The sequence below is a fragment of the Frankia torreyi genome (genome assembly GCF_000948395.1).
GTDB classification, from domain to species: Bacteria; Actinomycetota; Actinomycetes; order Frankiales; family Frankiaceae; genus Frankia; species Frankia torreyi.
Window position 1 is genome coordinate 1 of sequence record NZ_JYFN01000086.1, and the last position, 23,030, is coordinate 23,030.

The 23,030-nt window shown below is 72.5% G+C and carries 20 protein-coding genes and 1 pseudogene; 9 read left to right on the forward strand and 12 right to left on the reverse strand.

Annotated elements, in window-relative coordinates; translation table 11 throughout:
* Positions 1-81: 81 nt before the first annotated feature.
* Positions 82-498: pseudogene (locus FF36_RS28900) on the forward strand (ATP-binding cassette domain-containing protein); the annotation flags it as partial.
* Positions 499-508: 10 nt separating this feature from the next.
* Here FF36_RS28900 and FF36_RS28905 read toward each other — a convergent pair.
* From FF36_RS28905 to FF36_RS28925, 5 genes are all read right to left on the reverse strand, one after another.
* Complete coding sequence (locus tag FF36_RS28905) at positions 509-2,431, reverse strand: serine/threonine-protein kinase (protein WP_044888376.1); 1,923 nt, start codon at positions 2,429-2,431, stop codon at positions 509-511.
* Between the two features lie 318 nt (positions 2,432-2,749).
* Entirely contained in the window at positions 2,750-5,008 is a 2,259-nt protein-coding gene (locus tag FF36_RS28910) for a family 2 encapsulin nanocompartment cargo protein terpene cyclase (protein WP_044888377.1), read from the reverse strand.
* Positions 5,009-5,129: 121 nt separating this feature from the next.
* On the reverse strand, positions 5,130-6,470 hold a 1,341-nt coding region (locus tag FF36_RS28915), incomplete at its 5' end, for a family 2B encapsulin nanocompartment shell protein (protein WP_242422969.1).
* Positions 6,471-8,409: 1,939 nt separating this feature from the next.
* Positions 8,410-8,994: an isopentenyl-diphosphate Delta-isomerase gene (gene idi / locus FF36_RS28920; protein WP_044888379.1), complete on the reverse strand. Its 585-nt coding sequence runs from the start codon at positions 8,992-8,994 to the stop codon at positions 8,410-8,412.
* 261 nt (positions 8,995-9,255) lie between these two features.
* Complete coding sequence (locus FF36_RS28925; protein WP_044888380.1) at positions 9,256-9,720, reverse strand: hemerythrin domain-containing protein; 465 nt, start codon at positions 9,718-9,720, stop codon at positions 9,256-9,258.
* Positions 9,721-10,204: 484 nt separating this feature from the next.
* Here FF36_RS28925 and FF36_RS28930 point away from each other — a divergent pair, with 484 nt between their 5' ends.
* The gene (locus FF36_RS28930; protein ID WP_044888381.1) at positions 10,205-10,768 is read left to right on the forward strand and encodes a DUF3291 domain-containing protein; all 564 of its coding nucleotides are present in this window, start codon (positions 10,205-10,207) and stop codon (positions 10,766-10,768) included.
* Between the two features lie 22 nt (positions 10,769-10,790).
* On the opposite strand, the gene FF36_RS28935 is transcribed toward FF36_RS28930, so the two are convergent.
* Positions 10,791-11,270, reverse strand: a complete 480-nt coding sequence (locus tag FF36_RS28935) for a superoxide dismutase family protein (protein ID WP_242422970.1) — start codon at positions 11,268-11,270, stop codon at positions 10,791-10,793.
* 537 nt (positions 11,271-11,807) lie between these two features.
* Here FF36_RS28935 and FF36_RS28940 point away from each other — a divergent pair.
* The 4 genes from FF36_RS28940 (at position 11,808) to FF36_RS28955 (ending at position 16,028) form a co-directional block, all read left to right on the forward strand.
* On the forward strand, positions 11,808-12,104 hold the full coding sequence (locus tag FF36_RS28940) for a hypothetical protein (RefSeq protein WP_044888383.1): 297 nt from the start codon (positions 11,808-11,810) through the stop codon (positions 12,102-12,104).
* A 124-nt stretch (positions 12,105-12,228) separates the two neighbouring features.
* Positions 12,229-13,791, forward strand: a complete 1,563-nt coding sequence (locus FF36_RS28945; RefSeq protein ID WP_242422971.1) for a serine hydrolase domain-containing protein — start codon at positions 12,229-12,231, stop codon at positions 13,789-13,791.
* Positions 13,792-13,965: 174 nt separating this feature from the next.
* Entirely contained in the window at positions 13,966-14,823 is an 858-nt protein-coding gene (locus FF36_RS28950; protein ID WP_044888384.1) for a class I SAM-dependent methyltransferase, read from the forward strand.
* Positions 14,820-16,028, forward strand: a complete 1,209-nt coding sequence (locus FF36_RS28955) for an iron-containing redox enzyme family protein (protein WP_082122327.1) — start codon at positions 14,820-14,822, stop codon at positions 16,026-16,028. Before FF36_RS28950 ends, FF36_RS28955 begins: the two co-directional genes overlap by 4 nt.
* Here FF36_RS28955 and FF36_RS28960 read toward each other — a convergent pair.
* Positions 15,970-16,806 (reverse strand): CYTH domain-containing protein, encoded by an 837-nt coding sequence (locus FF36_RS28960; RefSeq protein WP_044888385.1) that lies wholly within the window; start codon positions 16,804-16,806, stop codon positions 15,970-15,972. The two genes, FF36_RS28955 and FF36_RS28960, sit on opposite strands and share 59 nt — an antisense overlap.
* Positions 16,807-17,458: 652 nt before the next feature.
* Between FF36_RS28960 and FF36_RS28965 the strand changes: the two genes are divergently transcribed.
* On the forward strand, positions 17,459-17,929 hold the full coding sequence (locus FF36_RS28965; RefSeq protein WP_242422972.1) for an SsgA family sporulation/cell division regulator: 471 nt from the start codon (positions 17,459-17,461) through the stop codon (positions 17,927-17,929).
* Positions 17,930-18,128: 199 nt separating this feature from the next.
* On the forward strand, positions 18,129-19,046 hold the full coding sequence (locus tag FF36_RS28970; protein WP_063870526.1) for a PP2C family protein-serine/threonine phosphatase: 918 nt from the start codon (positions 18,129-18,131) through the stop codon (positions 19,044-19,046).
* Between the two features lie 67 nt (positions 19,047-19,113).
* On the opposite strand, the gene FF36_RS28975 is transcribed toward FF36_RS28970, so the two are convergent.
* From FF36_RS28975 to FF36_RS35680, 4 genes are all read right to left on the reverse strand, one after another.
* Positions 19,114-19,476, reverse strand: a complete 363-nt coding sequence (locus FF36_RS28975; protein ID WP_044888386.1) for a TraR/DksA family transcriptional regulator — start codon at positions 19,474-19,476, stop codon at positions 19,114-19,116.
* 205 nt (positions 19,477-19,681) lie between these two features.
* Entirely contained in the window at positions 19,682-20,047 is a 366-nt protein-coding gene (locus FF36_RS28980; RefSeq protein WP_236705733.1) for a DUF6247 family protein, read from the reverse strand.
* 201 nt (positions 20,048-20,248) lie between these two features.
* On the reverse strand, positions 20,249-21,145 hold the full coding sequence (locus tag FF36_RS28985) for an MTB12 C-terminal domain-containing protein (protein ID WP_052681570.1): 897 nt from the start codon (positions 21,143-21,145) through the stop codon (positions 20,249-20,251).
* Between the two features lie 30 nt (positions 21,146-21,175).
* Entirely contained in the window at positions 21,176-21,313 is a 138-nt protein-coding gene (locus tag FF36_RS35680; protein WP_157867011.1) for a hypothetical protein, read from the reverse strand.
* A 712-nt stretch (positions 21,314-22,025) separates the two neighbouring features.
* On the opposite strand from FF36_RS35680, the gene FF36_RS28990 reads away from it, so the two are divergent.
* Positions 22,026-22,355 (forward strand): hypothetical protein, encoded by a 330-nt coding sequence (locus FF36_RS28990; protein ID WP_044888387.1) that lies wholly within the window; start codon positions 22,026-22,028, stop codon positions 22,353-22,355.
* A gap of 91 nt (positions 22,356-22,446) precedes the next feature.
* On the opposite strand, the gene FF36_RS28995 is transcribed toward FF36_RS28990, so the two are convergent.
* On the reverse strand, positions 22,447-22,632 hold the full coding sequence (locus tag FF36_RS28995; protein WP_044888388.1) for a hypothetical protein: 186 nt from the start codon (positions 22,630-22,632) through the stop codon (positions 22,447-22,449).
* Positions 22,633-23,030: the final 398 nt, after the last annotated feature.

Consider the following 23,030-nt stretch of genomic DNA (forward strand, 5'->3'; position numbering starts at 1 on the left):
CGGTCCACCAACCGGTCCTCGGGCTTCTCCTTCACCTGACCGCGTCTCGGCACCCCTCGAACCTACACGATCAGAACCTAAGTTCCTGGTATTGCGCGACGGGCCCACGCGCACGGTTTCATCAGCCAGGCGCCGGAGGGCTACGACACCGTCGTCGGCGAGCGCGGCATCAAGCTGTCGACCGGGCAACGGCAGCGGATCGCGATCGCCCGCGCCTTCCTCGACGACAAACCGATGCTCGTTCTCGACGAGGCGACAAGTGCCCTGGACAGCGAGAGCGAGGTGCTCGTCCAGCACGCGCTGGAGGAGCTCTGGCGCGGCAAGACGGTGATCGCCGTGGCGCACCGGTTGTCGACGCTGCTGAACATGGACCGCATCATCGTCCTGGCCGGCGGCGGCATCGTGGAACAGGGCTCACACCGCGAGCTTCTCGACCGCCGTGGCCGCTACCACGCCCTCTGGCAGCGGCAGAGCGGCGGCATGATTCCCGTCGACTGAGCGCCGGTGCTCAGTCGAGCTCGTCCCAGGGCGCTTCCGAGCTGACGGCGGCGGCGATGAGCCGGGGGATGCCCTCGGCGAGCGCCGTCGACCACGGCGGCGGCGCCGTCGCGGCGCGAAAGATCGCCGGAAGGGCGAGCGCCCCGCCGCATCCGGCCGCGAACTGCGGCGGCCCCCAGGGTCCGCCGGGCAGGCAGGTGCTCGTCGTGCGACCGGTGGCGGACCCGGTCGTGAAGGCCGCGGCGATGCGGCGGGCGGTCGCGGTGGCGGCGGCGGTTCCCGAGGGCGTCGTCGTGGCCGCCCCGGCTCCGCCCGTGGGGGTGGTGGCGGGCCCGGATTGCTGGGCCGGTGCCGGGAAGTCGACCTCGCGGGTCGTCGCCGCCGGCGCCGACCCCCCACTCACCCCCGCCGCCGCAGCGGCGGGGCCCACGCCCCCCGCCGCGCCCGTCGTGGTCGAGGGGTCCGCCCCGCCCACCGAGGCCGCTGCCGCCGCGCCAGCCCAGGTGGCCGTCGAGGCGACCCACCCCGCCCCGCGGGCCGGCGTCGTAGCGCCGGCCGTCGCCGCCGTGCCCGCCGGGTAGGCCGTCGCCGAGCCGAGGGGTGCCGCCAGGAACTTCCGGCCGGTGCGGATGCCGCCCCGCAGCGGCTGCCCGGCGGTTCCGGGCACGGCCAGGCTCCCCGGACCGGCCGTGCCAGCCAGATAGTCCGCGGTCGGGTCGTCGGCGGCCGGGCCGCCCGCGCCGGTGGGGAGGGCCGGGCCGGCGGCGATGCGGGACTTCCCCCCGCCGGCCGAAGAGGGGCCGCCCGGGGAGACGCCGGCCGGGGAGTGGCCGGCGGGATGGGAGTTGGTTGCGTCTCCCTCGGCGGCGCCGCCCGCCGCGATGGCGTTGGGCGGCGCCGCCGGCGCGGAGGCGAGGAGGATCGCGGCGGTCACCGCCGCGGCGACCGCGGTCGCCCCCGCACCGGGGACGAGCACGCCGCGCCGGGTCCGGGGCCGGCGGGTGGCACGCCGCTCGCGGGGGAGCGTCGGGTTCGGCTCGCCGCCGGCCGCCCGCAGCCGGGTGACGGGCAGGCGGCCGCCCGGCAGGGCGACGCCGGCGTCCGCGCCGTCGGCCGCCACCGCGCCCGCGGTCGCGGCGATCTGGCTGAGGATCCGGTGGGCGTCCGGCCTGCGTTCCGGCTTCTTGCGCAGGCTCGCGGCGACCACGCCGCGCAACGGGCCGGGCAGGCCGCTGAGGTCGGCCTCACCGTGGACCGTCCGGTAGAGCAGCGCGTCCAGGGGGCCGCCGCCGAACGGCGGACGCCCACTCGCGGCGAAGCACACCGTCAGGCCCCAGGAGAAGATGTCGGCCGCGGGCCGGGGACGGCGCGTGGTGGTCAGCAGTTCGGGCGCGAGGTAGCCGATGCTGCCCATCACCACGCCCGAGGCGGTCATCATGCCGGGCAGGCCGGCGACGATCCCGAAGTCGATCACCTTCGGGCCGTCCGCGGCCAGCATCACGTTGCCCGGCTTGAGGTCGCGGTGCACGACGTCGGCGTCGTGGATGGCGCACAGCGCCTCCGCGAGCCCGCGGGCCACCTCCCACAGCGCCTCACCGGACAGCGGCCCCCCGGTCGCGACCGACGAGTACAGGGTGGGACCCGCCACGTACTCGGTGGCGATCCACGGCTGGTCGCCGTCCACGTCCGCGGCCAGCAGCCGCGCCACCCGGGGGCTGTCGATCGCCGCCACCGCCGCGGCCTCCCGGTGGAAGCGGTGGCGGAACGCCGTGTCGGCGGTGTGCTCCTCCCGCATCACCTTGACCGCGGCACGGGTGCCCGTGTCGTCCACGCCGAGGTACACGATGCCCATGCCCCCGCTGCCGAGCCGACCCATCAGCCGGTACGGACCTACTTCGGGCGGATCGCCCGCCCGCAAAGCCTTCCAGGACACGCCACGTCCCCCTCGGATGCTGCGTCGCGCCGAGGCCGCGCCCAGGCGCCGCCGTGCCGGGCACCGGGGATGCGGCGACACCACGAACGCCGACACGCCCGGTCGCGGCCCACGCCGCTACCCGACCGAATCTGTTGTACCCGGACGATTCGGCCGGAATGCATACCGTCCAATCACCCTCTGTGAAGTACGCCTGGTCGGGCTGGTACCCCCGAGGGGCGCGATCGGGCGGGCAGGCCAACCAAACCCGACCGGACGACGCGGACGCGTTGACCCCACGCCCACCTGCAGGTTCGGTCGGGTGCGGCGACTGGTGGGCTAGCGGGAGGCCAGTCGGCGAACGTCGGCGGCGGAGGTGCCTAGCCCAGTCGGGCTACCGAAGGGCCGCCTGTCTGCGGAGGGGTGGTAGCGCAGTTCGGCCTCCTCGTATCGGTGCGTCCCTTGGTGCCATCGCAGGACGCCGGCCATCCAGTTCTGGAGCTCCCGGGCGTAGGAGTCGATCGCGGTGCGGGCCTCGCCGTCGAGGCCGAGGCGGTCGAACAGATCGGGCAGCTCACTGTCCACGACATGCTCGAACTGCCGTACCCGGGCGGTCATGAGCGCGTTGACCACCTCGACGGCCCGGCCGCGGTCGCAGTCGAGGAAGTTCTCGACGACCAGCACCGCGTTGTGGATCTCGCCTTCGAACTGGATCTCCTTCTGGTAGGAGAAGACGTCGTTGAGCAGGCAGGCGAAGTCCGCGGCGGCGTTCTGCAGGGCCCGCAGTGGCCGGGTCCGGAAGACCTCCGCCGGCACGCTGTCCCCGCGGGCCAGCCGGCTCAGGCCCATCGTCAGGTCCGAGCCGAACGTCGCGCGGCGCATCTCCAGGTAGTCGATGGGGTCGGGGATGCGGTTGTAGACCTGGTTGTCCAGCTCCCACAGCCAACTGTCGATCATCACCTCGATCGCCCGGCGGAACGCGGCCTGCGCGGCGGGCTCCATCCCCCTGGTGGTGCGCTCCCACAGGTCGGCGAGGCTCCGCTCCAGGGCGTTGACCGGCGGCTCGGTCAGCGGGCCGGCCACCGGCATGAACAGACGCAGGCGCTCGTTGCACAGCTTCGCCGCGGCCAGGTTCCGGGAGGTACCGAAGATCACTGGGTAGTAGTCATCCGCATAGGTTCCCCAGGTCAGCCAGCCCGTCGTGAGGTCGAGCTCGTTGGCGGTCGCGTTTGGATGGATGCCCGCGGCGCACAGGGCGAAGTCGGCAGCGCGCAGCTTGTGCTCATCCCAGATGCCCGGAACCCGGTCCAGCAGGCCCATCGACCGCGCCCAGCGGACGGACTCCTGCCGCGCGGAGTCCAGGTGAGGGCTCTGTCCGGTGGTGTATGGCAGGTAGAACTCCGGCAGCGAGGTCGGACCGACGACCCGGAACGGCACGTTGGCGAACGACCGGATCCGCTGCGGTGCGGTGGCGAGCAGCGACGGGATGACCCGGATGGCCGAGGTGCCGAGGCTGGGGATCCCGGGGATGCCGGGCAGCCCGGCGACGGGGACGAGGCTGCCCGACCCCGCGACCCCGGTGGGGAGCGCGTCGGGCGTCGCCTCGCGGTTCATGTAGCGGCTGGAGCGCAGGTGCCACTCGTGCCCGCCGGACTGCCAGTCCTGCAGACCCTTGACGTAGGCCAGCGCCGCCAACCGGCCCGCCGGGTCGATGGCGTGCTCGTCGAGGACGGCCGGCAGCTCCGTGGTCGCGGTGTGCTCGAACTGGTGCAGCCGGGAGGTCAGCAGGTCGTTGACGGTGTCGGCGGCGGCCTGCGTGTCGATGTCGAGGAACCGCTCCACGACCAGCACCCCGTTGCTGAGCTCGCCCTCCTCGGTGACCTCCCGCTCGTAGGAGAACAGATCGTTGCGCAGGTGCACCGCGTCGGCGAAGGTGTCGCGCAGCACCTGCAACGGGCGGGTGGCGGCGACGCGGGCGGGGATCTCGGCGTCGGCGGCGTGCTCGACGAGGTTCGCCGACCAGGGGGCGCCGCCGACCTTGCGGCGCATCTCGACGTACTCGATCGGGTTGGCCAGCCGGGCGGCGTTGATGTTCTCGAGTTCCCAGAGGGACTCGTCGAGCAGGTTGCGGGTGCTGACGGCGAAGCGGGCCCGCCAGTCGGCCGAGCGGGCCGGCACGGTCCGCGTCCACAGGTCGGCCAGGCCCCGCTCCACCGGGTTCGACGGCTCCTCGGTGATCTCGCCCGCCACCGGCATGAACGCGGGGAGCCGGTCGAGATAGGCCCGGGCGCCGGCCAGGTCGTGCGTCCGCTTGTAGAGCTCGAGGAAGTGGTCGTCGAAGTAGAAGACCCAGACGTACCAGTCGGTGATCAGGTTTAGGCGATCGGCGGTGGCGTCGGGATGGGTATAGGCGCACAGCAGGGCGTAGTCGTGGGCGTCGAGGTCCTGCTCGGTCCAGATCGCGATGCCGTGCTGGGGGGCGTCGATCATCTCCATGGCCCGGGCCCACTCCCTGCTGTGTTCCCGGGCCTGTTCAAGATGCGGACTCAGCCGCGCGGGATAGGGCACGTAGAACTCGGGGAGGGTGAAAGGCTGCATGATTTCTCCGGGAAAACCCTTGGTTGCCGCGGGGCCGGGACGGTGCGACCGGGAAGGCATCGCCGAAACCGGTGCGCCGCCGCGGTGTTTCGTGGCCGCGGCGGCGCACCGGTCGGTGGGTTCAGCGCCCGATCTCGACGCTCTCCAGGATCCCGAGCGCGTCCGGCACGAGCACGGCGGCGGAGAAGTAGGTCGTCACGAGGTAAGAGATGATCGCCTTCTCGTTGATGCCCATGAATCGGACGGACAGCCCCGGCTCGTATTCGTCGGCGAGCCCGGTGTGGTGCAGACCGATCACGCCCTGGTTCTCCTCACCGGTACGCAGCGCGAGAATGGACGTCGTCCCGGTGGCGCTGATCGGAATCTTACTTACCGGCAGCAGCGGCACGCCGCGCCAGGCCGGCACGTGCTGGTCGTGAAACAGGACGGTCGCCGGGTAGATGCCCCGCGCCGTGGCTTCCCGGCCGAACGCCGCAATGGCCCGCGGGTGGGCGAGCAGGAAATGCGTGCTGCGCCGCCGGCTGAGCAGCTCGTCGAGGTCGTCCGGGGTCGGCGGGCCCGAGCGGGTGTGAATGCGCTGGCGCAGGTCGGCATTGTGCAGCAGGCCGAAGTCGGGGTTGTTGACCAGCTCGTGCTCCTGGCGTTCACGCAGCGCCTCGACGGTGAGCCGCAACTGCTGGGAGAGCTGGTTGATCGGCTCGTTGTAGAGGTCGGCCACGCGGCTGTGGATGCGCAGCACCGTCTGGGCGACGGACAGCTCGTACTCGCGCGGCTTCAGCTCGTAGTCCACGAACGTGCCCGGCAGGTCCGGCTCGCCGGAGTGCCCCGCGGCGATCGCGATCTCCGCCTCGCCGAGGCGGTTGCGTGGTGGCTGCGGCCGGGCGCGGTAGTCCTCGAGGTGCCCGCTGAGCTCGGCGTCCTGCCCGGTGACCTCGGCAAGCTGCTGGCGGGAGAGCACCAGCACGGTGGCGTCGGTCAGCGCCCGGGCGGTGTACTCCCAGGACAGGTCCGAGTCGATGAGGACCTCGTCGCCGAAGTACTCGCCATCGCCGAGCACCCCGAGCGACCGCTCGTGGCCGTACTCGCCGGGCCCGAACTTCCCGACCTTGCCGTGAGCGATGAGGAACACCGCGTCGGCGGGCGCGCCCGTTTCGGCGAGCACGTCGCCCGCGGCGAACTCCCGCTGGACGAAGCGGTCGGCGAGGCCGGCGAGCGCGCCGCCGTCGAAGCCACGCAGCGCGGGCAGCTCGGCGAGCTCGCCGGGCACCACCCGCACCTCGGATCCGACGGACGTGAACGTGACGAGCCCGTCGCCGAGCACGTAGGTCAACCGCCGGTTGACCCGGTAGACGCCGCCGGCCGTCTGGACCCAGGGCAGCACCCGCAGCAGCCACCGGGAGGTGATCTCCTGCATCTGCGGGACGGACTTGGTGGTCGTCGCGAGGTTGCGCGCGGCCGCCGTNCTCAGACTCAGCCGGAGGTCCTCGTCGGGGGCCGCGCCGGTCGCTCCGGGGTCGGTCGGTACGGGCTCGGTCATGGCAGACTCCACCTATCGTTGGTCATCCAGGGACTGGGGTGAAAGCTCGAGGTTCCGGGGTGAACCTTGGGGTTCCGCGGTGAACCTTGGGGCTCCGCGGTGAACCTTGGGGCTCTGGGTGAACTCTGGGTGAAACTGAGGCTCTCGGCGAAACCGAGGGCTCGGGGATGAAACCGTGGTGCCCGGGGTGGAACCAGGGGCTGGAGTGTAACGGCGGTGCGGTCGTACGAAGCCGCGCCCGGAAGAGTGACGGCCTTCCGGCGATTTCCGCGGTCTTTTTTCGGTCGCGGGCCGATGTTCGAGGCGGCCTTACTGGCCCCGCCCGATCAGGATTCGAACAATGGGTACGGGCGCCGTCGGGCTGGTCGCGGCCCGGTTGATCGCACCGTTGAATGCTCCATATACCAGTAACCCCCGTGGGTGTCGCGCGGTTCGCCGACATGCACTTTGTCGTGCTGGCAGGCGCGTCTCTCGTCGCGCATCGGCAGCCTCCCGCACCAACGGCGTGGGCGGCAAGCACTTTGCGGAACCAATCGGGGACTGGCCCGGGAAGAGGGCTTCTTCTAGCCCGGCCCCCAGGGCTCGCGGTCACGGACAGTTAATGCCGAACTCGTCGCCCGAATACCCCGGAAGTGAATGCCTGCCACGCCGGATGCCAGGCCGGGAGATCGGCTCGGAATCGCCTAACCGGTACGGTCGACCTGCCGAGAAGAATTCGCCCGGAGCGCGCCTGATATCGCCCGTGCCGCCGATCCGTTCGTCGGCCTGGTTCCGTGGAACGGGTGGAATGCGGCGGGCGGCCGGGCCGCCGGCCGCCGGGCTGCCGGGCTGCTGGGCGACCGTCGAATCACTCTGCGTCCGCGTCGGCCGGCCTCCGGTGAACGTCGTGGAATGTTGCCCCCCGCGGCGAGCGAGGGTCCACCTGCCGCTCGCCGATTCGCGACACCTGGTCCTGCGCGGCACCGGGGCCAGGCCTCCGGGGGCGCCGGTTCCCACGCCGCGCCAGGCGTTCGGCGTGGGGTGGAGGCGGACTGCGCCGGTGGTCGGGGAGCGGCGGCAGCCCTTTGCGTGCGCCCCGTGCGGTCGGGTGCGGGCGGAACGCCAGGTCAGTGGCGCCGGTGGCGGATCGCCAGCAGAGGGGCCATCCGCCGGGTGCCGAGGAAAGCCGGCCATGAGCAGCGGGGAGATGGGAACCGAGGCGCGGGCTCGGCTCCCGCGGGCTCAGTTTCGCGGGCTCGGCTCCGCCGGCCCGGACCGGCGTCGATCAGTACGCGACCCGGCACCATCGTGGTACCCAGTCGAGACCAACTACCCGGCGAATAGGGGACTTAATACCATCGTCAGCAGCCGGCACATGTGCATTCCCTCGGAGGGCCGTCCGTAGCCGACCCGATGCGCCGAGAGCGGGAAGCCGTCGGGGCGCGGGACGGCCGGCCCGGCGGATCCGCCCGTGGCGGCGCTCGCTTACTCCAGACCGACCGGCGGGTCACGGCCTGCCGGGCGCGGCACCGTCTCGCGGATTTCGACGGGCCGCCGATGTAGTGACAGCGCTGTAACTCGACATCGTTTTGCGGGAATGTCGTCCGCCCACCTCGGCGATGATCGCTTCGCGATCGGAGGTTAACGAAGCGTAACCAAGGTTGTTTCTTCGCTAGTAATAAGTAGCCACATGTATTGGGAGGTAGCGTGACCCGTTCCGACCAGAAGATCTAGTCCTGGGCGGGCGTTGGCTCGGTTGATCCGGGTCAGGGCCTCCCGGCAGACGTGCCGGCGCCTCGGGATCACGGACCCACCCGGGCGGTGCTCGGGCCTCGCCCGGACCGACCAGACGACCCCCCGGGTGGGCTCCTCGTGCGAGGTCCGGTCAGCCGGCGGTGCGCAGCGCGGCCGTCAGCGGGTGCGCAGCCTGGCCGAACGCGGTCATCTGGTCGACCGACCAGGGGCTCAGTGCCCACGGCGCGCAGAGCGCCGCCTGCCGGTAGCTCTCCCAGTCGACCCAGCGCCACTCCACGACCTCGGCCGGGTCCGGGTCCGGGTCACCCACCGCCCGGGCCACGTAGACGGGACACACCTCGTTCTCCACCAGCCCGTCCGCGGCGGTGGCGCGGTAGGCGAAGTCCGGCAGCGCACAGTGCAGGTCGGTCAGGGCCAGCCGCAGCTCCTGCTCCACCCGGCGCTCGACGGCGACGGCGATGTCCTCACCGGGGCGGGGATGCCCGCAGCAGCTGTTCGTCCACACCCCGGGCCAGGTGCGCTTGCCCAGCGCCCGGCGGGTGACCAGCAGCCGGCCGGCCGCGTCGAACAGGTACGAGGAGAAGGCCAGGTGCAGGGGGGTGTCGAGACCGTGCACGGCGAGCCGGGGCGCCGTCCCGCAGGGTCGGCGGTCGGGGTCCAGCAGCACGACCTCGTCGTCGACGTCGACGGCGGTACCGGGTCCTTGTGGACTCACGCGTGGGCCTCGCTTTCCGTGGGAGTGGCGAATGGATCCCGCCGGGCGCGTAAGCGGTGCGTCGCGTCCCAGGCGGGTGTCCTCACCAGCCCATCCTCCCGCCGCCGCGACCAGGCAGCGGCCCGACCCCGGATCCCGCTGGTCACATCCGCCGCAGACGGGCCGCCTGCCGGGGCCGACAGGCGGCGAGGGGGCACCCGAAGGTGGGGCAGGCAGCCCGCCGGGCCGCCGGCCGCCCTGGCCGCCGGTTCGGGCCGCCGCTCAGGAGCCGATGAGGCTGGTTCCCGCGCGGATGGCGGTGAGCATGTCCCACTGTTCGTTACTGAGGACGGCGAGGGCGGCCGGGAAGAGCCCCTCCTGTTCCTTGACGATGTGCCGCCGTAGCAGCGTCAGCATCTCGACGGCCAGGGCGGCCCAGGTCGGATCGGTGCGGGCGGTGCCATCGGCCGCGCCCGCGAGGACCGCCTCGATCCGACGATGTTCGCCGCGCAGGATCGCGATCTTCTCCGGGAACTCGGCCGCCATCGGGGGAAACAGGCCGCGTTCCTCCACCACGGTGTGCGGGCCGAGGACCGTGGAGATCCTGGCGCAGCAGTCGATCAGCGACTCGAGGTCGCCCCGCCGGTAGGCCTCACGCGCCTCGGCCGAGAGTTCGACCAGCTCGTCATGCTCCCGGATCAGGTCCTCGATGGCCGGAGTGGCCGTGCACCAGCAGTATTCAGACATAGTGGGGCCGTCCTCGGGGAGAAGAAGATCGGCTGATTTCCGGCGCCGGGACCGAGATACGCCGGATCCGCTGCGCGCCGCCGGGGACCGGCTCAACCATGCTCCGTGCTGGTTGTGCCGGCTCTGCGGGAAGCCCGGATACGCGGTCGCGGACGGGAATCGGGCCGATGGGGCGGGCCGGGCAGCGTGGATGCCGGCGAGGTCCGCCAGGCGCCCGTCGGCCGGCCGGGCGGACCGACCGCGTGACCGCGCCGCAACCGGTGACGCGATCGAGCTCCGGCATCGTCATCTCGCTCCTGCCCCGCCCGGCGGCGCACGGGACGCGCCGCTGCCGCCATCATCGGCCGGCGCGTGCGGCAGCTATATGGACTTTCGTCCCCTTCCGGGCCTTCCGAACGACTGCGACGGCGGGTCCGGGAGTCGCCGGTAGCTACCAGGGTCAGGGCGCGGAAATGCCGAACGAAATGCGCGCCGGGCCGTTCGAATGCCCGACTGGATCCCGTCACCCGCCGACCTGCGGGACCATCAGGGAATGTGGGAACTGGCTCAGGTGAACATCGCCCGGCTGCGGGCGCCGCTGGACGATCCGACCCTCGCCGACTTCGTGGCCGCCCTCGATCCCGTGAACGCCCTCGCCGACGCGGCGCCGGGATTTCGGTGGCGGTTGCAGACCGAGGACGGCAACGCCACCGCGATACGCGCCTTCTCCTGGGAGGTGGGCGCGAGCGCCGGGATCATCGTCAACATGTCGGTGTGGGATTCGATCGAATCGCTGGCGAACTTCGTGTTCGCCGGTCCGCACCGCGATGTGCTGCGCCGGCGGCGCGAGTGGTTCGAGACCATGCGCGAGGCGTATGCGGCGCTGTGGTGGGTGCCCGCCGGGCAACGCCCGACGACGGCGCAGGCGGAGCAGCGCGTCCGCCGGCTGCGCCGGCAGGGGCCCACCGCGCATGCCTTCACGCTGCGCGAGCCGTTCCCGCCGCCGGGCAGCGATCCCGACCTGGCGGCGCCGCCGGACCGGCGGGCGGACTGGACCTGCCCGGCCTGAGCCCGCCCGCCGGTCGACCGGATCAGGACAACGGAACGGTGAGGCAGGCCGCGCGAGCGCCTGCCGTCCCGGCGGTGCCGGGGGAGCTGTCGGTGTGATGCTCGTGGAGGATGATCGAGTGTGCGCCGCCGGCCCGGAAGTCCCAGGCGACCACCGCGAACGCCGATCCCGTGCCACGCGCGTCGGTGGTGAAGTCCAGCCATACCTCATTGCGCGCGTTGGCATATCTGGGATCCACCGACGGCTGCACGGGGTCGGGGACGTTCTGGTAGTGCGGGCCGGCGGCCGCGCCGGTCGCCCCGCAGGCCTTCTGATGGACGTGCGCACCGAACTGGTGGTTCGGTGCGAGGCCTTGAACGATCAGTCCGATCACGGTCCGCTTACCGCGGACGGCGAGCGCGACCGCCGTCGTGCCCGGCGGCACGAGATGGGCGTCGTAGGTGACGGCCGTGGGCGGCTGCCGGTCGTTCCACGCGTCGAATACCACAGGCTCCGCGACCACTCTGCCGGCCTCCAACGGATTCGGGATCGGGCCGCTGCTCGTGGCCGGTGACGGGGAGCCGGCGGCCCCGGCCGGCGCGGCCGTGAGCAGGAGCAATCCGAGCCCGGCCGCAATGATGGACAGACGCCGTCGCATGAGACCCCTCTGAGGCGGGAGTTCCGGTCGGTGGCGACGATCCTAGGGCGGACGGAGCCGATCGGTGGGCTCCGACTCGGTCCGATGGGAAAAAGGTGCCACCCCGGTTTCCGGCGATATTGGACTGAATGCCGCGATTCCGTCGGGCCGTTCTTGCTTTCCACGGCCATCCAGGTATCGCCGGGCGCGATGCGCGGATCCGCGGGACGCCATGATCGCCGGCGCCCAGATCGGAAAGCGTCGGCGGTGTTTTCGACCGCCCGCGTCGCCCGGCGCCGACCCGCTGCTCGGGGATCTTCCCGATCATCTTGTTGATCGTCTTGTCGATCACCTTTAGCGCCCGCGGACGAGGATGTCAAGTCCCACTTCGCCGTCACCCTGGGCCTGCCATCGGACCACTTCGTGCCGGCGCTGCGTCACGACGTCAGCGACATGGCGACGAACCACTACCGCCGCGCCGACCCCGCCGAGGCCGCCGACCCCGCCGAGGCCGCCCACTCTGCCGAGGCCACCGTCCCCGACTCGATCGACATCGTTCTGCCCGAGCACGCCGACTCCGGCATGCGCACCCTGCTGCACCAGCGTGGCGAGTACGACGGCCCGCACCACGGCCCGGTCACGCCGTACGAGTGGGAGGGGCAGTACCTTGCCGCGCAGGCGGATCGGTACGCCGCGAACGGCGAGCTGCTGGCGCAGTAGATCGCCCAGCTCACGGCATGCGTTCCGCTGGCGCCGAGGCAACGAGGCTGATCGGATGGGGTGGCCCGGACGCCGAACCGGGAAACTGGCCGACAGACGGGGGGTGCCGATGCCGCCGGAGCCGATGCCGCCGGAATCGCCGCGGTCGCAATCGCCGCGGTCGGACGGAGCGAACCGGGTGGCCGCGGCGCCCGGGTCACAGCCGGGGCTGGGCGGGGGCCTGCTGCCCGCCACCGAGCGGCTGTTGCTGCAGCGGGTCGCGGTCGAGCAGGCCGGTGGGCGAGCGCCGTCGCTCGTCGCCGCGGTGGCGCGCGACGGCCGCCCGGTGTGGACGGCCGGGCGGGGCCGCGCCGTCGGACCCGATCAGGCCGACGGCGACGGCGACGGTGGCGGCGGTGGCGGTGGCGATCGCGGGGGTGGTGGCGAGGGCCGGGGCGTCCGGCGGCCTGACGCCGACACCCAGTACCGGATCGGTTCGATCACGAAGACCTTCACCGCGGTGCTGGTCATGCGCCTGCGCGACGAGGGTCGCCTGGCGCTCGGCGACCCCCTCGACCGGCATCTGCCGGGGACCGCGGTCGGTGATCGCACGGTCGCGCAGTTGCTGTCCCACCTCGGCGGCATCGCGGCGGAGACTCCGCCGCCGTGGTGGGAGCGGGTGGCGGGGCAGGCCCATCCCACCCTCGCCGACGCGCTCGGTCCCGACCCGGACCGGTTCCGCCCGGGACGTCGTCATCACTACTCCAACGTCGGTTTCGCGGTCCTCGGTGAGCTCGTCGCCCGGCTGCGCGGGATGAGCTGGGCGCAGGCCCTGCACCGCGAGCTGCTGGCGCCGTTGGGGATGTCCCGCACGACCGCGCTGCCCGCCGCGCCGCACGCCCACGGCTACGCCGTCCACCCGCATGCCGACGTGCTGCTGCCCGAGCCCGCCCACGATGCGGGTGTGCTGGCTCCGGCCGGCCAGCTCTGGTCGACCACCGCGGACCTGGTGCGCTGGTCGGCCGTCCTCGCGGGGCACACCGACGTCGTGCTGTCCGCGGACACCCTCGCCGAGATGCGCGAACCGGCCGCCGTCGAGGGCGACAGCGGCGAGTGGCGGCTGGGGGCGGGGCTCGGCGTGCAGTTGCTGCGCGAACCCGGCGGCGTGCTCGTCGGGCACGGCGGTTCGATGCCCGGCTTCGTCGCCGCCCTGTGGACGCGACCTGGGGGGACCGCGGCGATAGCGATGGCGAACGCGACCAGCGGGGTCGCCGTCGTCGACCTCGCCGTCGGCCTGATCGACGCGGTCGACACCGCCGAGCCGCCACTGCCGGCCGAGTGGGTGCCCGCGTCGGTGGCCGGGCGGGAGCCGCTCGACGTCACCGGCGTCTGGTACTGGGGACCGGCGCCGTACGCACTGTCGCTGCGGCCGGACGGCGGGCTGCTGCTCGCGCCGCTGGGCCGCTCCGGCCGACGATCCCGGTTCCGCCCCGGCCCCGCCGGCCACGGCACCTTCCTGGGTGTCGATGGCTACTTCGCCGGCGAGACCCTCATCCCGCGGCGCCAGTCCGACGGCGAACTCAGCCACCTCGAACTCGCCTCGTTCGTCTTCACCCGATCCCCCTATGCCCCGGCCGGCCCGGTGCCCGGCGGCGTCGACGCGGGCGGCTGGCGTCCATCCCCTGTCTCGGGTGGCAGACAGGGCTGAGCAGGGGGTTTGCGGTGGCCTCGGCGGGCCGGCGGGAAGTGAGGTTTTGCTGGGCCGGCACAGGACACTTCTTACCTGGCGTGCACGGACGTTCCCCCACTGTGAGTAACTGCGCTGTGCGACCGCCCCATCTTGTGACAGCGACGCCGTGCTGCGTAGCCGAGGAGCGATGGCATGCCCTTCTTCGATCCGATCGAGTCCACCTTCTATGGCCACTGCGTGGAGCGACTGCTGACGTCGACCGAGCTTGCGCCGCTGCTCGCCGGCGGCATCGTGGAGATCGGGCCGGGAACCGCCCGCCCGGTCGTCGAGGCGCTGCAACGATCCGGGTCACAAGTGCCCATCACCGGGTACGAGCTGGACGCCGAGGCCGCGCGGATCGCGAGTCGGGCGGCGGCCGAGGTGGAGCTGGGGAACTACACCGTCGTCCAGGGCGACTTCTTCGCCGCCACCGCACCGGCGCGGCAGGCGCGGTGCGCGATCGGCAACCCGCCGTACCTGCCGGCGACCGTGCGGCCGGTCGGCGCCTCCCACCTGTGGGGCGGGCACGACGGCACGCACGTGGCGCGGCGCATCCTGTCCCAGGAGATGGACGTGGTGCTGCTGATGATCGCTTCCATCTCCGACCCGGTGGGTCTTGTCCAGCACGCCCGCGCCGCCGGCTACCGGGTCGCGGACTGGCTGGTGCGGCCCATCCCGTTCGGGCGGTACTCCCGCCAGCCCTGGGTCAGCCGCCGCATCGGCGAGCTGGCCCGATCGGGCCGCGCCTTCTTCGGCCCGGAGGGCTACCTGCTCGCCGGGGTCACCTGGGTCCGCGTCGGCGGGCCGATCGCCGTCGCCGGCGAGCCCGACCATGCCGCCACCGTGCTTCGCCGGATCCTCACCGCGGCGGGCAGCGCCACCGGTCTCGACGAGGCCGCGGGCGTCGGTCGGGCGACGACCGTCGACAGCCGCCGCCGGACGCCGATCGCCTCGGGGCACCGTGAGCTGCCGGACTGGTCCGTGCCCCGCCTGTCGGGGAGCGGTGCATGATCAGCCCGGCGAGGTCCGGCGCCGCGCGGGACGGTGGTTCCACGGCAACCGCCGACCGGCTGGCGCGCCCGTCGGGGGCGGAGTACGGCGCCGTGCTGACGCCCGCCGAGCTCGGTCAGCCGCGCCTGCCCGAGCCCAGGGGGACGCTGTCCGGGTTCCTGCTCGACCGGCTGCGCCGCGCTCCCGGCCCAGCCGGGCTCGGGCCGGCGCCGGCCGCGGACGACGACGTGCTCTACGGCGAGGACGGCCCGCTGGCCCTCTACTGCCTCTACGGCCTGCACTACCGCGGCTTCGCCGAGGTCGACGACGACTGGGAGTGGGAGCCGTCGCTGCTCGCCGTGCGCCGCCGGCTGGAGGCGGACCTGCTCGCCCGCCTGCACGCCGAGGCAGCCGCTGCCGCCGTCGGAGTCGCTGCCGCCGTCGGAGTCGATGCCGCCGTCGGAGTCGATGCCGCCGTCGGAGTTGATGCCGCCGGAGCCTCAGCAGACGGGGCGGTCGGGGACGTCGCGGCCGCGCTGCGGGACGTGATCGCCCGGGCCGGTGGCCGTTCCCTGTCGCGGCGGCTGGCGACCACCGGCACGCTCGAGGAGTTCCGCGAGTACGCGATGCACCGTTCGCTGCTCCAGCTCATCGAGGCCGACCCGCACACCTGGGCGATCCCGCGCCTGACCGGCGCGCCGAAGGCGGCGCTGGTGGAGATCCAGGCCGACGAGTACGGCCACGGCGTCGAACGGGACATGCACCAGAACCTGTTCGCCGTGACCATGCGTGCCCTGGATCTCGACGCCCGACCCGGCGCCTACCTGGACCGGTTGCCCGGGCAGGCGTTCGCGACCGTCAACGTGCCGTCGCTGTTCGGCCTGCACCGGCGGCTGCGTGGCGCGCTGGTCGGCCACCTGGCGCTGTTCGAGATGACGTCGGTGGAGCCGATGGGCGCCTACGCGGCGGCGCTGCGCCGCCTCGGCCTGGCCGCCGGGGCCCGCCACTTCTTCGAGGTCCACGTCGTCGCCGACGCCCATCACCAGACGGTCGCCGCCCGCGACCTCGCCGCGGCCCTCGTCGCCCAGGACCCGGCGCTGGCCGTCGACGTCGTCTTCGGCGCTGCGGCGACGACCGCGGTCGAGGGCCACTGCGCGGAGACGATCCTCACCGCGTGGGACGACGGCCGGTCCGCCCTGCGCGTTGCGCCGCCGGCGCCGCGTTGAAGAAGTCGAGCGTGGCACGGGTCTTGGTCCGCTGCGGTCCGGTCAGGTCGAGGCCGTGGCGGCGCAGGACGGCGGACAGGCGGGCGGCGGTCCGCGCCGCCGCCTGTGGCGTGGCGCGGGTCGATAGCTCGAGTAGGCGGGAGCCGTCCGGAAACGTCCACCGTTCGGCCTGGAGCACCCGATCGAAACCCTCGGGGCGGAACCGGTGCCGAGACGCCTCGATCGGTCCGAGGACGGCCAGATCGTCGATGTGGCCGGCCCCGGGCAGGTGGGCGGCGAGCAGCCGCGCCTGCTGCTTCGAGAACAGGTCGTGCAGCGAGCCGCGGCGGCCCATCGCGCGCCGCACATCGTCGGGACCGAGACGGGTCCTTAGGGCGGCGGAGCAGACGTAGGCGCCGGGCATCGCGTCGACCTCGACGATGAACTGCTTCGACCGCCGCAGCCGCGGCGCGACGTTCGCCGGAACGACGGGCCGGAGTTTGACGACGGAGTCGTCCGGTCGGCCGCTGGTACTGCGGACGCGGACCACCACTCCGCGCCGGTGCAGCAACCGGTCCGGGGTGTCAAGGTAATAGACCCGCTGCCGCCGAGCCCTCGTCGCGGAGATCCCGAACATCTCGAACGCCCGCCGGTGTGCGGAGGAGGGCACGATGAACTTGAGCTCCACCCGGTCCACCTGACGGGTGAGTTTCACCAGCGCGTGCAGATCGTCGTCGGGTAGCTGCCAGAACTTCTGCGCCGCGCGCAGCACGGACGAACCGCCTGCGGCAGCAGCCATTGCATCGCCCTCCCACCCGAATGTTCCGCGGCGCACAGCCTCGTCGTGTCGCGACCCGATGGTTTAGGCATCCACCCTTCCGTGGCAGGAGTGCTAATACCACCTGAACGGATACTCAAACCGAGTGTCCGGCGGGGGTTCACCGGCCGGACCGTAGACCACAGATCGCCGCCAGTTCCAGGTCGGCGCCGTCGGCAGCCGGTTCGCGGGCCGGGGGTGGCCGAGGCGATGTCGGTCGCGGCCGTGTGCGGCCGGCTGGCCCTGAGGTGCCAGTACCGGCGAATGTCCGCGTCGACGGGCTGGAAGTCCCAGGCGCGGATGCAGCTCGGCCCGGGCGGGCGCATCGTCGGGCACGGGTCGCGCATTCTGCTGGGGGACATGTTTCATCGGCCGGTGTGCGGTTTTCGTTGGCCGGTGTGCGGTCGATCGGGGGCGGCGGCTTTGGACCTCCGCCGTGATGTCGGTGCGGGACCGACCACCCGGCGGCGATGTCGACCCGCGGGCCCGCTGTCCTACGATCTTGGCCCGACCCCCGGAGGAGGACCTCATGCTCGGTAGATCGGTGCGCCGAGGTAGATCACTGCACGATGGCACCTCACCGCGCGGTGGCACCTCACTGCGCGATGGCCTCTCGGTACGCGGTGGCCTCTCGGTGCGCCGCGGCAGCCTGGCCCGCGGGATGACCGCACGGCTGCTGCGGGAGGCCCGGCCGCCGCGGCCCGTCCGCGTCGTCTTCGGCTACGACCCGACCGATCCGATCGCCGTGACCCTGACCGTCGGCGGCGGGATCGGGGCGGGTCCGGTCGTCTGGCGCTTCGCCCGCCGGCTTCTCGCCGACGGGACGCGCCGCCCCGTCGGCCTGGGCGATGTGCGGGTCCGCCCGATCGTGCTGCGCGGGCAGCCCGCGCTCGCGCTGTGCCTGTGCGGCCCGTCCAGCACCGCCGAGTTGGAGCTGCCCGCACGGGAGGTGGCGGCGTTCCTGTGGCGCACGTACGCCATGGTGTCGGCCGACGCGGAGACCGCGGCGATCGACTGGACCGGCGAGTTCCGCTTCCTGCCCGGTGTCGGCGCGCGCCGGTCCCGGGTCCTGCCCGGCGTCCGGACCCACCACGCCCGCACCTGATCGCGGCCTCGTGCCCGCCCGACCGGGCCCGAAGGTGGTGCTGTCGTACCTCCGGGTGGGGCGTCGGCTGCCGGGCCAGCAGGGCGGACGGGGCGGGAGNCCCCCCGGTACCCGCCGAAAGTCCCTGGTGGGCACCGGCGCGGCGGGGCACCCTTGGGGATCCGCAGATGTTCCAGCGGGATGAATCGGGAGGCCGGCCGTGCGTGACATCCCGATGCCGCAACCCCGTCCGGCTTCCGACTCCGAGCCCGAACCGCCCCTCGCCGGCGAGTCGTGCGCCTGTGGCATGGGGGCCTACTGGCGGCTGCACGCGGTCACGCCCGGCGCCAGCGGAGACTGGGTGGACGTGTTCGACCTCGACGACGGCCGGCTCGCGATCTGTGTCGGCGACGCGGCCGGGCACGGCTCGCGGGCGGCGGCCTTCGCGGGCCGGGTGCGGGCGGTGCTGCGCCGGCGCCTGCTGGCCGGGGAGGAGCCCGACGCCGCCGTCGGCGGCACGGTCGACGAGGTCGCCGGGCTGGGTGACCTCGGGGAGATGTTCGCCACCGCCTTCGTGGCCATCGCCGACCCGTCCACGGGCCGCGTGGTCTACGTCAACGCCGGCCATCCGCCCGCCGTACACCTGACCCGACGTGCCGTCCGCCTGTCCCGCTCCGGCGTGGACCGCGGCGCCGTGGGGTCCGGTCCCGCATCCGAGTCCGGTCACGATCTCGGCTCTGGTCACGATCTCGGCTCTGGTCATGATTCCGAGCCCGGCCCCGGCTCCGGCCCCGCCGACCTGCCGCTGGGACCGACCGGCCCGATCCTGTCGGACCTGTTCGCGGGCACCCGGATCTGGACGTCCCGGTCCCTGCGGATGGCCCCCGGCGACCGCCTCGTGGTCTACACCGACGGCCTCAGCGAGGCCCGCGACGCCGCCGGCGAGCAGTTCGGCGCGGACCGCATCGGCGCGGTCTCCGGCGGCGGCGACACTCCCGACACCCCGCCCGACCTGCTCATCGACCGCCTCTTCGCGCGGGTCGCCGCCCACACCCATGCCGAGGCCCGCGACGACCGCACCGTGGCCGTCCTGACCCGTCAGCCCGCGCCCCCCGCCACGACCGCGCCCATCCCGTGACCGCATCCACCCCGTGACCGCACCGGCACGGCTGTTGGTGTCCGGTCTGTCCTGGTGGCTGGCCCGATCAGCGGGACGGCGGCCGGCGGCCGGCGCAGAGGACGCAGGTGCGGGCCGACGGACGGGCGGCCAGGCGCTGCTCGCCGACGGGTCGCCCGCAGGTCTCGCAGACACCGTAGGTTCCGGCGGCCAGCCGGCCGAGCGCGGCGTCAACCTCCGCCAGGCGGGCGGTCGCCTGGCGCAGCGTCGCGCGCACCTGTTCGCGCTCGAACGGCATCGACGCGCCCTCGATGTCATGCTCGTCGTCGGCATCCCGGTCGGCGGTGTCGTCGAGGATGCGGTCGAGCCCCTCGCGCAGCGCGGCGACGCGCGCGGCCGCGTCGGCCCGTTCGGCCACCAGCCGGGCCCGCGCACCAGCCTCGGCGGTCATGGCCGCATGATGTCAACCCGCCCAGGTCACCCGCAGGATGGTGATGCTGATCCAGCGCTCTTCGATGCTGTACGTCAGCAGCCCGTGCCCGAAGACCGCCCGCCACAGCTCGGTGCGCTTGTCGTCGGTCCCGCACCGATGCGGATCGTCGGCCAGTCGATTCAGGAACGCGTCGAGTTCACGGCGACCCTGGGCCGGAAGGGTGTCACGCTGTCGCTCGGCGAAGGTGGCCCAACGGATCGTGTACCTGGGGATCTGTGACCTCCGAATCGCCGCCGGGGTACGAAGTGGTCCCGCCGAGCACGGTCAGGTCCCCGGCCTCCAGTCGGCGGCGGTCCGCGAGGGCCCCCGCCTCGATCTCCGGATTCGCCGTGAGCACGGCTCGCCCCCACCACTTGTCGATCACCGCGGCCACGGGCACGAGGTCGAGGCTGTCGTCGGCCAAGGCCAACGCGATCCGCAGCTCCGCCACGAACATCTCACGATCATCCGGACGTAGCGCCTCGCGGATGGCCGGTCCGTTCTTCGCGACCCGGTTGCGGACTCCATGGATCGGGATGGTGTCGGCCATGAGCTTCATCATCCCCATGCCCTGGGGCCTCGGCAACGAACGGCCGTGGGCCGGCGGTGGGCGTTGCGACACCGCGGAGGGATCAGGCTCGCGGGCGATGAGCGCGCTGGCGTAATGCGGTCCGACGGCGGTCACGGCCCATTCCCCGACCAGTGGGTCCGACGCGGTCAGGGAGACGTCGCACGCGCCCGGACAGACCGCCTATCCCACGCGATCGGGGCAGGACACTCCGGCCCAGGACATCGCCGTGCAGTAGGAACTTCTCGCCACCTTCCATCTTCCGTCGACGAGAACGGCCTCCCCGAGCAGAGTGCCGTAGGCGGGCGCGCTGCTCAGCACCACCTCGAAGGGGAGCGACGCGTGGGCCGGGTCGGTGAACACCGGCTCCCCGACCAGTACCCGCGCGCTCGCCGTCGGCTGCGGATGGCGTTCGCGCACGGTCGCCAGCGTCGACCTCAGGGCCGCTCCGTCGTCGACGGCGGCCAGGACCGTTTCGATGCCCCGGCCTCCCGTGAAGGCCGTGGTGAACGCCGCCCGGACCTCGGCCGCAGCCGCCGCGACGTCGGCCGGCGGCGTCCCGGGCTCGGGCAGCCCAGCGGCCGGCCACAGGTCGACGGCACGGCCGGCGGCCGCCCGGATCGCGGCGCCGTCCACGGTGACCCGTGACTCGGGCAGGCCGCGGGCGAGGAACTCGGCGACGAAGGTCAGCGGACCATCCGGCGGCAATGGCCAGAGCCAGTACCGCAGCCGGTGCGCCTGCTCCGCCCGCGAGCCGACGAAGCCCGCGAAGCCATACGTGACCCCGCGCCGGACGTCCGGCCGGCCGGCCGATCCATCGAAGGGGAATGGTGTGTATCGATTCCCCGGCCCGTCCGAGGCGTTTCCGGCCGGCAGGGCCGTGAGCAGCGGGTCGCCCGGCTCGCCGAGGCGGGCGGAGAGCGACTCCCCGGCTCCGGCCGCGATGGCCCGCGAGCCGTCGGGAAGCGCGATCCCGAACCGGACCATCCGGGCGGCGTCCCGGCTCCAGTCCACCGCCAGCCGTGGATCGACGCCGGGCTCGGTGCCGGGGCGCAGCCGGATTTCCAGAGTGATCTCCACTCCCGCGGAGTACGCGGCGAGGCAGGCGACCTACACAGCGGTGTCGGAGTTGTGGCCGATGGTCAGGGCCAGGGGAACCACCCCGGCGAGCTGGTGGTCCGGCGGGGTGAGCCAGGGGCCGACCGGGCGCGGCGGGACAGCCGGAGAGACACCGTCGAAAAAGTTCATGGTTCACAAATCGTGGCGTTATCGCTACGTCCGGGTCAACCGGATTGAGGCACGAAGTCGACGGCCAGCCGGTCCCGCCCCGTGAGCTTGACGACGCGGAGGCCGGCAGCGCGGCTCAGGCGACGCCGATGTGCACCATCCTCCACACCGCACCGGAAGATCGTTGTCGGCTGCGGCCTGACCGAAACAGGGGCGGCTCCTTCTGGGGCAGCCGGTCGGTGGGGTGCTCGATGCCCCTTCCCGCACTCCAGGCCAGCTGTCCGGGCGAAAACCGCACACGAGACCCTCGAACGCCTCGCCTGCCGTGTGAACACGGATTCCCGACTCGACGAAGTAGGACCGGAACGCCGTCATACGGCGGCCCGGCGGGCGTCGCGGTGGGCCTGGGCCGCGACCATCAGGACGTCGGGCGCATCGCGGGTGTACAGGCAGCGAACGGATTCCAGGGTCGTCCCCGGCGAAGATCGCGGCGCAATGTTCGGAAGATGGCAAACGGTGCCCGCCAGGCGAGTCTTCACGGTCAATGTTTCCGCTTTGATTGCGGACGGGGGACATGCGCGTCCGGGACGCTGCGGGTTGCTGGGTGTCAGATGCCCGGAGCTGGGTGCATACATTCGAATTCGATGTCGGTTTGACGCCGCCCGAACCGGCTGGGGTACCGTCCATCCCGCGCGGTCAATGCATTCAGAGAATGACCAGAAGGGATCACAAAATGGCCCAGCAGGAGCAGCAGCAGCAGCGCCAGCAGGTGGAGCAGCAGCTGCGTCAGAACTGGCGGCAGCTCCGTTACCGCATCCTTGACCAGTTCAGTCAGGTCAGCCCGGCGGATCTCGATGCCGCGACCGACATCGATGACCTCGTCGCGCGGATTGCGGACAAGACGCACCACAGTGAGCGGTACGTCGAGAACCGTCTGCGTGAGCTGGCGGCCGTCGGCGGTGGCCAGGGTGGAGCGTCCGGCGAGCGTTTCGGTGGCGGCCAGCAGGGCGGTCAGGGCGGTCAGGGCGGCCAGCAGGGACAGCCGTTTGGTTCCCGGCAGTAGCCTTCCGGGATCAGGTCGGTCAGACCTCGGCGCATCGACTTCTCCTGCGGTGCGCCGCCCAGCTTTCGCTCACTGCTCGGCGCGACGTTTCTCAGGACGTCGCGTCGAGCAGTGAACGGATCCCCAGCAGATCGTCGATCAGCTTGATCGTGTCGGCAGTGCGGGGAAGCTTGCGTAGCTCGTCCAGCATCGCGTCGGTTTCCTCGATGGTGGGGACATCGTCGATTGACGCGGCTATCTGGACGATAGCGGCCTTGGGATCATCGCCTGGCTGCATACCACAGAGTTGCACACGCCGATTCACCGGAAATTACGCCAGGCTTCCTGCACGTTAACTCCGGGGCTGGTTCGGGTACGGCGAGTGATGATCTACACGTGGTGTCACCGTCTGTGTCGGACCCTGCCTCGACGGACTTGGGGCACGTGGCCACCGGTCGATCTCCACGAGTCGTTCAACCCGCGATGACCGGCCGGTGGCCGCATCGCCCGCGACCGCCCGGCGGCGCCTGCCGAGCGGAGCACCGCCACGCAGGCGTCCCGCTCGGCTGACTACCCAACAGCGGCTGCCGTACTAGCCGGCGAAGCCGACGCTCTCCGCGTCATCCGCGTCATCCGTGGGACCGTTTGAGCCTGAATCCTGCTGCTCCGACCCGTCGTCCCACTTCTTGTGGTGGT